We start from the raw sequence: 13864 nt of genomic DNA on the forward strand, positions 1-13864 counted from the left end.
CGTTATTCAGGCAGCTGAGCGCCGGTATTTAGCGCCGGTGCGCAGTGCCGTATTTTATAGTGCCGACGTACAGTGCCGGTACTTAGCGCCGCACCGCCGGGGTATCGGTGCCGTTACCATCCCAGTCGCCAACGAAGAGCTCATCGGCCACGCGCCCGTAGTGGAGCGTGAGATCGGCCGGGCCGGCGTTGAGGGAGTTCTTCACGAGCAGCGCGTTGCCGCGGCGCACCGCGAAGGTATCGGTGCCGTTACCGTCGAAATCTCCGGTGAAGATTTCATCCGCGGCCTTGCCGTAGGAGAACTGGGTATCGGCGTTACCCGAAACAATGGCGTTCTTGACGAAGATGACATTGCCGCGGCGTACCGCGAAGGTGTCCTTGCCGTCGCCATCCCAGTCACCGACCAGCGGGGTATCCCCGTAGCGGCCGTAGCTAATAACCTCGTCCGCGTTCCCGCTCTTGAGGGAGTTCGCCACGTAGAAGGTGTTGCCGCGCTGGACCGCGAAGGTGTCCTTACCATCGCCATCCCAGTCGCCCACGAGCACGGTGTCACCGGCCTTACCGTAGGAGAATTCGATGGGGGCCTTGCCGCCCGCGAGGGTATCGGAGACGTAGAAGGTGTTGCCGCGGCGCACCGCGAAGCTATCCTTGCCATCCCCGTTCCAGTCGCCCACGAGTACGTCATCGCCGGCGCGCCCGAAGCTGAAGACCGCCTGGGCCACGGTGGCGGTCCAGTTATTGGATACGTAGAAGGTGTTGCCGTTATCGGACGGCTCGGCCGGGACGGTGGGATCACCGCTCGGGTCCGTACCCGGTTCCGGAGTCGGATTCACGCTCGGGTCAGCGCTCGGATCAACACTCGGATCCGGCTTGGCACCTTCCTTCACGAACTGATTGACCACCGGCTGCGATTCCTTATCCAGGCCGAGCGCATTCGCCACGGTGTAGTGCAGGTCGGTCTGATCGGTACGCCCGATCACGTTTTCCGCACCCGGGCCGGAGGCCGCGATACGCAGCTGGGCACCGGTGTGGCCCTGGCCGCCGCGCGCCACTTCATTGGAGGTCGCGGTGTTATAGGACATCTGCATGTAGTCGCCATCCACCGTCTTGAGGATGGTGTTCACACCGGAGGTCGTGCTTCCCGCGCTCACAATCTGCGAGGTGTGGGCGTGATCGGCGGTCACGAGGATAAGAGTGGGTTCGCCATTCTCCTTGGCCCAGCGCTGCGCCACCGCAACGGCCTGGTCCAAATCGTCCAGTTCGCCAATCTGACCGCAGGCATCCGCCCCGTGATCAGCCTTATCAATCGAGGCGGCTTCCACCTGGAGGAAGAATCCGGCGTCGTTCTTGAGCAGATCCATGGACTTTTGGGTCATGGCCGCCAGAGTGGGAACATCGGCGGTCCGGGCTTCGTTAATCGTGCAGGTCTCGTAGGTTGTCGGCTTGCCCGGGGTAGGCACCGACTCGTTGAACATGCGCGGCATATTGCCCGGGGTGAAGAGGCCGAGGACCGGCTTATCCTGGTTGGCTTCGGTCAGGGCAGCCATCTGCTCCGCCGTCGTCACAATCTGGAAGTCATTATCGCGCGCGTTTTCCAGCACGGACTTACCGGCCGTCCACCGCGTCGTCTCACCCCAGGTACCGGACACCTGAACTTCGGCGTCGAAGTACTTCGCGCCGCCGCCCATCGTCACGTCCGCGCGAGTATCCACGAGCTGTTCGGAAATCGAACCCATCCCGCCGTTTTCACGCAGATCGGAACCCTTGGCGGGCTTCGCGTTCCCGGAGGGAGCGTAATGCGAGCGGCTGGTCACGTGAGCACCCATGACCGCCGGGGTGGCATCCTGCACTTCCGAGGTGGTGATATTACCGGTCTTGAGCCCGGCCCGCTTCGCCTTCTCCAGGAGATTCTCCTGGGGCTTCTGGGCCAGGTCCACGCCGATAGCGCCGTTGTAGGTCTTGGTGCCGGTGGCCCAGGCGGTACCCGAAGCGGCCGAATCGGTCACGTAGTTGATGGCGCCGTCGCGATCAATGGAGAAGTGGGTGTAGGACCCGGTGTAGTCGAGGTTATCGATACCGGGCAGGCGCCCGTTCGCCCCGTAAAGGTAGTTGCGGGCGGAGGTGATTTCCGAATCGCCCATCCCGTCACCGATGAAGAGCACCACGTTCTTGGCCTTGGCGTCCGAGCGCTGCTCGCCGTCCTTGCCGTACTGGGCGAAATCACCGGGGGCCGGCACGGTCACCTTGCCGTTTTCGTCCACGGCGATGGCCATCTTGGCCCCACCGGCTACCGGCTTGGCCAGATTGGCATCGCTGGCGGCGGTGGAAGCTTCGGCGTTGAGCGAGAGTGCGTTACCGATGGTGTAGAAAAGATCGGTCTGGTCGGTTTGGCCCAGCACATTTTCTTCACCGGGGCCGTAGGCGGCCACGCGCAGCTGCGCGCCGGTGTGCTGCTGGGAACCGGCATTCGTGCCATCCTCAGCTACCTTCGTAGTGCCGTAAAGGATGGACATGGGCGAACCATCGGCGGTGGTCAGGCGGGTCACGGGGCCCACGTGGTCGTCGCCGTCGGACACAATCTGCGCGGTATGCGAGTGATCCGCGGTCACGATAACGAGGGTCTGCCCGTCCTTCTTCGCGAAGTCCAGGGCAACCTTGGTGGCCTGGTCGAGGCGATCAGTTTCCCCGATCTGCCCGCAGGCATCCGAAGCGTGATCGCGCTTGTCGATAGAGGCGGATTCGACCTGGAGGAAGAAGCCCTTCTCCGCGCTCGGGTCATCGAGAAGTTCAATGGCCTTGCGGGTCATATCCACGAGTTCAGGCTCGGTGCCAATATCTTGCTTTTCGCAGGTGAGCGGATCGGCCTTCGCCCCGCCGACCTTCGCCTGGGAGGACTTGTAGGCCGTGGTCATATTCGAGGGCGCAAACAGCCCGAGAACCGGGGAATCCTGATTGGCCTTGGTGATTCCCGCGAGCTCGTCGGCGGTGGTCACCACCTGGAAATCATTCGCGCGGGCGTTGTCCACAACCGACTTATTGGCTTCCCACTGGGTGTTGTACTTGGCCGCACCCTCGAGGAAGGGGTTGGTGTTCCCGGAGGCGGTGGTCACCATGGCGTCGAAGTACTTTGCGCCGCCGCCCAGGGTCACGTCCGCGCGGGTATCCACAATCTGCTCCGAGATGGAGCCGAGCCCGCCGTTTTCACGCAGGTCCGCGCCCTTGGCCGGCTTCGAGTTACCGGAAGGAGCGTAGTAGCTGCGGCTGGTGGAATGCGCACCCATCACGGCCGGGGTGGCATCCTGAATATCGGAGGTGGTCACGTTGCCGGTACGCATCCCGGCGTTCTTGGCCTGCTCGATGAGGTTCTGCACCGGCTTGCCGGCCAGATCCACGCCGATGGCTCCGTTGTACGTCTTCGTACCGGTGGCCCAGGCGGTTCCCGAGGCGGCCGAATCAGTCACGTAATTGAAAGCACCATCCTTGTAGAGGGAATGGTGCGTGTACATACCTTCGGAGGTGAGTTCGTCAATACCTTCGAAACGCCCCGAGGCGCCCTTGAGGTAGTTGCGGGCCGCGGTGATTTCCGACTGGCCCATGCCGTCACCAATAATGAGGATGACGTTGCGGGCCTTGGCGTTGGAACGCCCCTGACCCGCCTTACCGAATTGCGCGCAATCGCCAGGTTTGGGCGGAATAACGTTTCCTTGCGAATCAAAAATAACGCAGTTTTCCGGCCCGTTTGCGGTGCGGTAGGTGGTATTTTCCGCCGAAGCGGCACCTCCCGCGAGCGCCGAGAAGCCGACGGCGGCCACAGCTGCTGCTGCCACCGCGCGCCGGGCAGTGAAATGTGAGGATCCCATTGTCCTTTTATCCCTTCTAACAGAACGTGGGCCCTCTAAGGTTCACTTAACTCATTTACCGGAAAGCAAGCACAATGTAACGAGCGGGTGAACAGTATCGTTTGTGCGTGGTGGGTGCGGCACTGTCAGGTGACGAAAAATCCGGGTTTTTAACGACGACGCCGCTCGCCGGGCAGCGGGTGTATCGGGAGCGCATCTAGCCCCGCGGGTAGGCATTTCCTCCATATCCGGCCAGGTAGCGCGCCCGGGAAAGCCAGTATTCGGCTTCGCGCAGCCGCCCGAGGGCATCGTGTTCCCAGCGGGTGCCGTCGGTGCGAGCTGCCCCGGCAACGAGGGAGAGCGTGACCCCGGCTGCTCGCGCGTACACGGGTGCGGCAGGTAAACGCTGTTCCAGCAAAGCACACCACTGCCCCAGGATGGAACGCAGGTGCGGGTAGGCGGCCGGGGCCAGGTGGGGTAGCACGCTCATATGCCCGAGCAGGCAGGCCCAGTCATCAGCGCGGTAGCCCGGCCCGAGGGAATCCACATCAATAACGCCGGCACTCCAGCCGGTGGGGCTTCCCGCCGCGCGCCCCGTTGGTGCGGGCGCGCCTACCGCGGACCCGCGCTGCACGAAAATATTGGCTTCGTAAAAATCGCCGTGCACGGGCACGATGGGCCCGGGATCGAGGCTGGCCATCATCTCCGTGACTCCACTGGCCACCGCGTGGGCGCGAGCCGCGATTCCGGGGAGGGCTACCGCGGCGGCGTGCGCGTAGTGGCCCACCCGATCAGCCCAGGCCGGCCGGTGGGTGAGGTGGATGGCCGCGGCCGGCAGGCTTTCTTGCAGATTCCACAGGGTATCGAAAAGCGCGACGCTCTCCTCCCCCAGCCCGCGGGCGAGCCAATTGGCTAGCGGCTCGCCCGGGAGGGTGGAAATAAGAACGAGGCCGCTCGGATCTTCGCGCACCACCCGCGGGGCGAGCACCCCGGCTTGGCCGAGCATGCGATGGCGTTTGGCCAGGGACTGCGCGGCCGGTGGGCGCAGCACTTTCGCGAAGGCACTGCCGCCGCCCCCGGTGGTGACTTTGACGACGGCGCGCCTGGTGGGCCGGTAGCTTTTGAGCTCCACCGCAACTTTTTCTCCCAGGAATGCCGACATTCGGCTCGGGGTGACGGCCAGCGGGAGCGCGGGAAGCTCGGGGTCATGGGGATATTCCCAGACCCACACGGCAGTATCGCGGTGGGTGAGGCGCACGAGGGTGGGGGTGAAAGTTTGGGAGAGCTGCGCGGTGGATGCACATACGTATTTTTCGCGCGCTTGGCCAGTGGGGCGCCCGCCTTCTCCGCGGGCGCGCGCCGTCACGGTGTAGCTCACGGTCACGCCGGCCCCGGGGCGGTGATTGACGCGGTGGACCGCCCAGGAGATGAGCTGCCAAGCGGGAAGCGCGGTGGCGAGCATCGACCCGGCGTCCGGGCCGGTCAGCAGCGCTAAATCAGCGCTTTCCGAAGATGCAGCCATAGAACAATAGTGCCGCATCCACCTCGGTGGCACAATGCGGGCACGCGCCACGCTCGCCGCCGGCGTGGGAAGATGGAGGGGTGCGTGACCTTGCTGCCCTTCCCAAAGCCCATGTGCATCTGCACTTCACCGGTTCGTTGAGCGTGCCCAGTCTCGTGGATATGGCCCGCAGCGCCGGGGTGCGCCTGCCTGAGAACCTCACCGATAACGTGGCGATGCAGGTACCCGCGGACCAGCGCGGCTGGTTCCGATTCCAACGTGCCTACGATGCCGCGCGCGCCGTCGTTCGATCTGAAGAAGCGATGCGGCGAATCGTACGCGAAGCAGCGCGGGCCGACCGAGCGGAAGGATCGCGGCGCCTGGAAATTCAAATCGACCCGACCTCCTACGCACCTTACGTTGGCGGTATCACCCCGGCCCTCGAAATTGTTTTGGACGAAGCGAAAGCGGCCACCCGGGATACCGGGGTGGAGGTGGGTGTTATTGTGGCGGCCTCGCGCACCCGCCACCCGCTCGATGCGCGCACCCTAGCCCGCCTGGCCGCCCGCTACGCCGGGGATGCTCCCGGTGAGGTGGTGGGTTTTGGGCTTTCCAATGATGAGCGGCGCGGGCGCACCGCGGAATTCGAGGCGGCTTTCCGCATCGCCAAGCGGGCCGGCCTGCGTTCGGTTCCCCACGGTGGGGAGCTGCTCGGCCCCGAGCATCTGCGCGAGGTCATCACCCACCTGAATCCGGACCGGCTCGGCCACGGGGTGCGGGCCGCCGAGGATCGCGCCCTCATCGGCGAGATTGTGGAACGCGGAATCGCGCTGGAAGTGTGCCCCGCCTCGAATGTGTCGCTCGGGGTATTCCGCGAAAATGACGATGTTCCCCTGCGTACCCTTTTCGATGCCGGGGCAATCATCGCCCTGGGTGCCGATGACCCGCTGCTCTTCCTGGCCCGCCTCAATGCCCAGTATGAGATCGCACGCCGGCAGGGCTTCTCCGATGCGGAGCTGGCCGAATTGGCCCGCCGTTCCATCCGCGCTTCCTTCGCCTCCGCTTCCTCGAAGCGGGCCTGGCTCGCGGAGGTTGATGCCTGGCTGGCAGAAGAGGACTAGGCTTCCAGGCCGCGCGCTACGCTCCTAAACCGCCGAGCACCACCGGCTCGGGATGGAGCACCACCCCGAAGGCATCTTTCACACCCGCCTGGATTTCCCGGGCGAGGGCACGCAGCTGCGCACCGGTGGCTCCCCCGGCATTGGTGAGCGCCAGGGTGTGCTTGGAGGAGAGCCGCGCCGGGCCGTGCCCGTAGCCCCGGGTGAACCCGGCATGCTCAATCAACCACGCGGCTGAGGTCTTGACCAGCCCGTCGACGACGGGAACACCGCCGCTCAGAGTTGCGTGCGCGGCGTCGTGCACCTCGTAACGCGGGGCGTCTTCCGGCAGCCGCTGCGCCTGCGCGGTGGTGAGCACCGGGTTGGTGAAAAAAGAACCGCACGAATACGTATCGCGGTCGGCATTATTGAGGACCATGCCTTTACCGGCGCGCAGCTCTAGCACCGCCTCCCGCACGGTTTCCGAAGGCACCCGCGCTCCGAGCTCCACCCCGAGGTGGCGGGCCAGCTGCGCGTAGCCGATGGGATCGGACACATTGGAGAGCTTCGTTTGGAAGGTCACCTCAAGGACGATATACCGCGGGCTCGGCCCGTATTCCCCAATGGTTTCTTTGAGGATTGAGGTGCGGTACCCCAGGCGCATATCCGCGAGGAACAGGGTGCGGATGCGCTGTTCGCGCCGGTCGTAGACCTTGAGACGCGCGAGGGTCGCGGCGACTTCCTGCCCGTAGGCCCCGATATTTTGCACCGGCGCCGCGCCAACAGTTCCGGGAATCCCGGAGAGTGCTTCAAAACCGCCCCAGTCCTGGGAAATCGCGTGAACCACGAGGTCATCCCACGGGGTTCCCGGCAGCGCGGAAAAATTCGCACCTTCGCAGCTGCCCAGCGAATCCAGCACGATCCCGGAGCGCATATCGCGCAGCACAATCCCGTCAAAATGGCTATCCGCGGGCAGGATATTCGAGCCGCCCCCAATAACGAGGAGCGGGGTGCCGGCCGCGTCCGCCCGGCGTACGGTATCCACCACCTCGGTTTCGGTGGTGGCTTCCACGAGTTCGGTGAAGGTTCCGCCCACGCCGATGGTGGTGAGTTCGGCGAGGGTGGTAGCTCCGCTGCGGGCCCGGGTGGAGAGCACCGGCGCGCTCACGTGATGCGGTTCGGGTGGTTCGGGAAGAGTACAGCTCATTGTTCTAGCCTACGGCTTTCACGGCGACGGCGCATGCGCTGCGCGCGCGATTGGTACGACGGGCTAATAGACAAATGGTGGGTCTTATACCGGGAGTTTGCCCTGTCATACCAACGAAAAGTCGGCCTTATTGAGGTCGGGCACCTCAATAAGCTTGCTTCCTTGACATCCGTTGCGTGACATGCCTTGACGGAAAACTCGTTCCGTCCGGGCTGCCATGCGCCACAGCCACGGGGTGGGCAGAGGCGTCAGAGCCGCTTTCTGGGCCGTGTAGGCGCCATAGTGCGCGTTAGAGACACGAAATCGGGGACAAACGGTGCTCTCCCTCGCACTTCGTTTGTGTACCCGATTCGTACGGATCTGATCCGGATCCAAGCCAACGACACGCCGTCATTAGACCCACTTTTTGTCTATTAACCCGGTACGACGGCGCAGCTGCGGCCATCAGATATGCAAAAAGGGAAGCCCGTTCAGGCTTCCCTTGAGCTGTGCATCCCGGCCAGGGTTCACCCCGGGTGGGATACCGTCACGCTACCGCACTATTAGCGGGTTTCGCGATGGTTCGTGGAGGCATTGCACCGCGAGCAGTACTTCTTCAGCTGCAGACGATCCGGATCGTTGCGGCGGTTCTTCTTCGTGATGTAATTACGTTCCTTGCACACCTCGCAGGCGAGGGTGATCTTGGGACGCACGTCAGCAGACTTGCTAGCCATTCCTTTTTCTCCTCAAGGTTGTGCCCTACTGGTAGTCAGTAGCGGGGGCGGGGATTGAACCCGCGACCTCACGATTATGAGTCGTGCGCTCTGACCATCTGAGCTACCCCGCCTCATGTCACCGCATGAGGCGGCAACGGAGCCCCGAAAGAGAATCGAACTCTTGACCTTCTCCTTACCATGGAGACGCTCTGCCGACTGAGCTATCGGGGCGATGCCGATTTCGCAACGAGTACCAAGCTTACTCGATTCACGCTGAAAAACCAACAGTGCGAGAAATGTGAAACAGATCAACCATTTCGACATTTCGTGGCGGGTGTAGGATTCGAACCTACGAAGCGTAACGCATCTGATTTACAGTCAGGTCCCTTTGGCCGCTCGGGAAACCCGCCAATATGACTTCCGAAGAAGTGTTTTTTACCCCGCGGAAGAAAGGCTTCGTGGCCGCCCTTCCGTAAGGCACCAGATGAGATTACCCAGGGAGGAAAGTTACTGTCAACTTTTGAGGCGGGAACGTGGCCACCACCACTCCCCCGGCTGCCCGGCGAGCGCGCCGACCGCTAGCTGCGCCGTCGTACCTACGCGTGCAAGGGTGCGTACGCACGTGCCGGAGCGCGCATACACACGCTTACGCGCACGCACGCATGCACACCGGTACCGCACCCGCACGCGACACAACGGTGCGCGCCCACGCGCCGCAACCGGACTTAGGGCAGGCGGTGAATCCATTCGGGCGTGGAGAATTTCGCCTCGTAGCGTTCCTGGGCCACGCGCAGATCCTCCGCGGTGATCTGCCCCTGGCTCGCGCCGTATTTCTGGGTGAACACGTCCTTGAATACCTCGATAATGGCGTCGCGTTCCATCCCGGTCTGGCTCTTCATGGGGTCCACGCGCTTGTTCGCGGAGCGGTGCCCGCGGTTCTTTTTGCCCGCACTGCCCATATTGAGCACGTCCATCATTTTGTCCGCGTCAATGTCATAGGCGAGAGTGACGTGATGAACCATATAGCCGGTCGCGAAATGCTTCTGGGCCGCGCCGCCGATTTTGCCGCGGTCGGAAGCGATGTCATTGAGGGGGACGTAGTGGGCTTTCACCCCCACCCGCGCGAGGGCTTCGATCACCCAAGCATCCAGGAAGGGATAGGACTCCAGGAAAGACATCCCGTCCACGAGCGCGGTGGGCACCACCAGCGAATACGTGATGCAATTGCCCGGCTCCATGAACATGGTGCCCCCGCCGGTAATGCGCCGGCCCACGGTAATCCCGTGGCGATCCACCCCGTCCTGGTTGATCTCATTGGAATAGGACTGGTAGGAGCCCATGACCACGAGCGGGCGGTCCCATTCCCAGATACGCAAGAAAGGCTTGTGTTCCCCGCGGGCCACCGCTTCGGGGAGGGTCTCATCCATGGTCATATTGAGAACCGGGTGGATAACCGGGGTGTGAAGGACCTCGAAATCGATATCTTCCCAGGCCAGGGCGTGGCCGACGGCGCGGCGCACCGCCACCGCGACCCCGCGCGGGCTCAGCCCGAAGAGGTTATCGGTGGGGAGCACCGCCGCCTCCACCGCCTGGGCAATATCTTCCGCGGACGCATCCGCGCTCAGCCCCTCGATGGCATCGGTGATGCGCCACAGCGCGCTATCCGGTTCGATGAAGAAATCACCGGAGAGGCGAACATTCGCGAGTTTGTTATCGACCACATCCAGGTCAACAATGGCCATTTTCTGGCCGAGTTCCTTGTATTCGCCGTGCATAAGCGTTCTTCTTTCTGTCGCAGAAGGTGAGGGATGAGCGGATGGTTAGAGAAGTGCGCCGTCGTGCGACTCCCCGCGGGAAATCGCGGTCATCGTGTCACGATTAACCACCTTGACGCGGGCGCGGCCCTGCTGGGCGCCGAGGTTTTCCTCGAAAGCTTCCAGGAGTTCCCAGCCTTCCCAAGTGGTCCATTTCACGCCACGTTCGGTGAGGAGGTCGAGGAGCCCGCGCCCACCCGAGCCGTCCCCGGTGGCGCGCGCGATGCCGGCTTGGGCGTCGGCAACGAGGTGGCGGATGGTTTGGCGCGCATCGGATTTCGTGGAGCCGATCAGGCCCACGGGACCGCGTTTGATCCAGCCGGTCACGTAGTAGCCGGGAATGGTCTCCCCGGAATCAGTGACGATACGACCTTCCTCATTCGGGATGACCCGGTGGATGGGATCCCAGGGCAGCCCGTCCAGCGGTTCGGAGGCGTAGCCGATAGCGCTATAGACGGCTTCCACCGGGTAATCCACGGTTTCGCCGGTGCCGGCAACGGTGCCATCCCCCTGGAGCTGGGTGCGTTCCATGCGGATTCCGGTCACGTGATCCGTGCCGAGGATTTCCACCGGCGCTTGCATGAGGTGGATGTGGATCCGGCGCGGGGCGGTCATTTCTTCCGGGTCGTTGAAGACCCAATCCGTGAGGAGATCCACCACCTGGCGGGTCATCTTCGAGGAATCCAGGGCTTCCTGAGAGCCGGCATCATATTGGAAATCTTCGGGGTACACCTGGATATCCACCCCGGCTACTTCGCTCAATTCGCGTAGCTCAAGCGGGGTGAACTTCACCTGGGCCGGGCCGCGCCGCCCGAAAATATGCACGTGTTCGACGGGGTTGGCGCGCAGCCCGCGCTCCACATTCTCCGGAATATCGGTGCGGGCGCGCAGATCGTCCGCGGAACGCACGAGGATGCGGGAAATATCGAGGGCCACATTCCCCACCCCGATAACCGCCACGTTGCGGGCATTCAGGGGCCAGGTGCGCGGCACGTCCGGGTGTCCGTCGTACCAGGAAACGAAATCCGCGGCCCCGTAGACTTCCGGAAGATCGGCGCCCGGGACGGTGAGGGGTACGGATTGATCGGCACCGGTGGCGACGACGACGGCATCGTAAAACTCGTGAATTTCGGACATGTGAACGTCTTCCCCGATTTTCACATTTCCGAGGAAGCGAATATCGCCGCGTTTGAGGATGGCGTGGAGGGCTTTGATAATCGAGCCGATGCGCGGGTGGTCAGGCGCGACCCCGTAACGGACCAGGCCGTAGGGAGTGGGCAGCTTATCGAAAAGGTCAATGCTGACCGGGATATCGGATTTGCTGAGGATATCCGAGGCGTAAATCCCGGCCGGTCCCGCGCCGATCACCGCTACCCGATAGGGGCGTTCCGGGGTGGCTTGCTCGGGGGCGGGGGATGCATGTGTCACGGCTAACTCTCCTTCTGCGTTCACCTCCCCTATCTTAGCGAGCCGCGCGCACGGCGGGCAGGGTGGTACTGGGGAACATCGAGCCACACAGAGTGGTACTGCACGACAGAAAATCGGGGATTGGCTGTAGCTCCAGTACCACTTTGTTATCCGACCCGGTCTCTCTCCTCCTCAGAGTGCGCATTTCGAACCGTCAACCCCGTCAAGTGCGCGTAAGGAACATGAAACCGGGTGAAAACGGTGCTCTTATGCGCACTTTGTTTTCGGAGGCGGCTGCGCATGGTCAGTTACGATCTGGGAAATAGGGCGAGGGGCCGAGCATAGGGCGCGGGGCCGAGCACAGGGCGCGGGGCCGAGCACAGGGCGAGGGACCGGGCATAATGCTCGGTCCCTCGCCTTGGTGTGTATTCGTGGCTTTGGCCCGCTTGTATTCCGCTGCTATCCCGCTACTCAGTGCGGCAGGTGCGGCGCGGGCCACACCGGGGTGCAGTCTTTAGTGCACCGTGGTGTCGAGACGAATAATCCCGTAGGTCCAGCCGTGGCGCAGGTAGACCGCGCACGGCTGCTTCGTTTCTTCGTCGATGAAGAGGTAGAAGGGGTGGCCTACCATTTCCATTTCGTAGAGAGCCTGGTCCACGGACATGGGATTGGCTTCGTAGAGCTTATCGCGCACCACAACCGGGGAATCCCCCAGCTGGGTTTCTACCGCTTCCCCGGTAGTTTCGGGGCGGGTGGGATGCGTTGCTTCCACCTCGGCTTCGGGCGCGGGCTCCACCTGCGCTTCTGCCGCGAGCTCCTCCGCGGTGAGCGTGAGCGGTTCGCCCACCTTCTCAACCACACGCCGATGGGACTTGCGACGATCACGCGAGCGGCGCAGCCGCTCAAAAAGCTTTCCGGATGCTAGATCGAGGGCGCTGTACTGATCAGCAGCTGAGGCCTCAGCCCGGATAACCGGGCCCTTATCAATAACCGTGATTTCGATAACTTTCGAGTTATCCGCTTGGGCGGGGTTCTTTTCCTTCGACACCTCTACCTCAACGCGCTGAGCGCGCGGAGCGAACTGTTCCACCTTCGCGATTTTTTCTTCAATGTGATTGCGGAAACGGTCCGAAACTTCAGTGTTCCTACCCTTGACGATAATCTCCACGGTGTCCTCCTTGGGATGTAGTGGCGGGCGCGCGGCCCGCTGAAAAAATGCCCGCTTCTCACGCGGATAAGAGAGGCACCACCCCCTATCCTGGGTCACCCGGCACGCATGCGGCTCAACGTTCACCATTGCTCGTTTCGCCCGCTAGCGCGGCCGGCACCGTTATTTCGTAGCATTAAGTGTAGTTCAGTTCACAACATTCTGAAAGGGCTGGAGCAGCGATAACGCTGTGCGCGAGTTCGCTGGACGCGGATCCGGAGCGAGGGCTAGGACCAATGCCGCAACCACGTGCCCACCCGCCTGCGCGATGGCTCGGGCGCAACCGGCCAGGGTAGATCCGGTGGTGAGAACATCGTCAATAAGAATGACCCGCCCGGGAATGGTGATGCCCGGGCTCAGCCGGATCCCGCGGCCTTTTGCGGCCCGCTCCCGCTGACCGGCAAGGTGGCGCTGCCCGGCCCGGGCCCGCTTTTCTTGCGCCGCGTGTTTTGCGCGGGTCAGGAGCCGCGCCGGAAGCGCGCCGAGTGCCCCGCCGCCAGGTGCTTCACCGCGCAGGATGCCGCCGAGTAGCCCACTACCCGCGCTTTCCCCGCTGATGAGCACCGGTGCGGCCCGCGCATCTACTCCCCCGGCAACCAGCCCCCGCGCGGCGGCCTGCGCCAGGTGCCCGGCAATGAAACGCCCGGCCCGATGGCGAGCCGCGCCCGAGGGCGCGGGAATAACGCTGAGCGCCGTGCCCTCCCAGAGCGGAGCGAGCTGCCGGCAGCGCTGCGCAAAAAGAGTGGCGAAGCGGGCGGTGAGTGCGGCGTCGTTCCCGTGTTTCCAGGTGAGGAGTGCTTGCCGGCGTACCCCGACGTATTCCCCCAGGGCGAAAACCGGGAAGAGGGCTTCTTCATCGCCGTTGGGGAGGATCTGCATGAGCGCGGGTGCGCGGCCTTCCCCGCCGCGCCAGCTGCCGGCTACCGCGCGGGTGCAGGCCGGGCACAGGGTGGCATCCCAGGCCCCGCATCCGGCACACCAGCGCGGGAAGACGAGGTCGCCTAGAGCACCGGCCCAGGAGCGCAGCACACCAGTAACACCACCGTTACGTGCCAATGGGGCGCGGGGCGGCGGGAGCGGCGTCGTACCAATAAACAT

At 63.5% G+C, this 13864-nt stretch carries 9 protein-coding genes and 3 tRNA genes; 1 reads left to right on the plus strand and 11 read right to left on the minus strand.

The genetic code is table 11. The annotated features are described in order from the left end of the window. Positions 1 to 82: 82 nt before the first annotated feature. A complete protein-coding gene (gene phoA, locus ACRQFC_RS03690) occupies positions 83 to 3859 on the minus strand; it encodes an alkaline phosphatase (protein WP_284896426.1) in 3777 nt (1258 codons plus the stop codon). 196 nt (positions 3860 to 4055) lie between these two features. Further along, positions 4056 to 5360 carry a phosphotransferase gene (locus ACRQFC_RS03695; RefSeq protein WP_284896427.1) on the minus strand — a complete coding sequence of 435 codons (1305 nt, stop codon included), beginning with the start codon at positions 5358 to 5360 and terminating at the stop codon, positions 4056 to 4058. 80 nt (positions 5361 to 5440) lie between these two features. On the opposite strand from ACRQFC_RS03695, the gene ACRQFC_RS03700 reads away from it, so the two are divergent. Further along, complete coding sequence (locus ACRQFC_RS03700) at positions 5441 to 6460, plus strand: adenosine deaminase (RefSeq protein WP_284896428.1); 1020 nt, start codon at positions 5441 to 5443, stop codon at positions 6458 to 6460. A 16-nt stretch (positions 6461 to 6476) separates the two neighbouring features. Here the strand turns inward: ACRQFC_RS03700 and ACRQFC_RS03705 are convergent, their stop codons facing one another. From ACRQFC_RS03705 to ACRQFC_RS03745, 9 genes are all read right to left on the minus strand, one after another. Next, the gene (locus ACRQFC_RS03705) at positions 6477 to 7643 is read right to left on the minus strand and encodes a UDP-N-acetylmuramate dehydrogenase (RefSeq protein WP_284896429.1); all 1167 of its coding nucleotides are present in this window, start codon (positions 7641 to 7643) and stop codon (positions 6477 to 6479) included. Between the two features lie 542 nt (positions 7644 to 8185). Then, entirely contained in the window at positions 8186 to 8356 is a 171-nt protein-coding gene (gene rpmG / locus ACRQFC_RS03710) for a 50S ribosomal protein L33 (RefSeq protein WP_016443127.1), read from the minus strand. Positions 8357 to 8395: 39 nt separating this feature from the next. Next, positions 8396 to 8469 (minus strand) — tRNA-Met (locus ACRQFC_RS03715). Positions 8470 to 8496: 27 nt separating this feature from the next. Continuing rightward, positions 8497 to 8569: transfer RNA gene (locus tag ACRQFC_RS03720), tRNA-Thr, on the minus strand. Positions 8570 to 8666: 97 nt separating this feature from the next. Continuing rightward, positions 8667 to 8748, minus strand: a tRNA-Tyr gene (locus tag ACRQFC_RS03725). Between the two features lie 315 nt (positions 8749 to 9063). After that, a complete protein-coding gene (gene lplB / locus ACRQFC_RS03730) occupies positions 9064 to 10113 on the minus strand; it encodes a lipoate-protein ligase small subunit (protein ID WP_284896430.1) in 1050 nt (349 codons plus the stop codon). Between the two features lie 45 nt (positions 10114 to 10158). After that, on the minus strand, positions 10159 to 11580 hold the full coding sequence (locus tag ACRQFC_RS03735; protein WP_284896431.1) for an FAD-dependent oxidoreductase: 1422 nt from the start codon (positions 11578 to 11580) through the stop codon (positions 10159 to 10161). A gap of 493 nt (positions 11581 to 12073) precedes the next feature. Beyond that, complete coding sequence (gene hpf / locus ACRQFC_RS03740; protein WP_087070522.1) at positions 12074 to 12727, minus strand: ribosome hibernation-promoting factor, HPF/YfiA family; 654 nt, start codon at positions 12725 to 12727, stop codon at positions 12074 to 12076. Positions 12728 to 12913: 186 nt separating this feature from the next. After that, a complete protein-coding gene (locus tag ACRQFC_RS03745) occupies positions 12914 to 13864 on the minus strand; it encodes a ComF family protein (RefSeq protein WP_145989742.1) in 951 nt (316 codons plus the stop codon).

Source organism: Actinotignum inguinis (genome assembly GCF_051265835.1).
GTDB lineage: Bacteria > Actinomycetota > Actinomycetes > Actinomycetales > Actinomycetaceae > Actinotignum > Actinotignum timonense.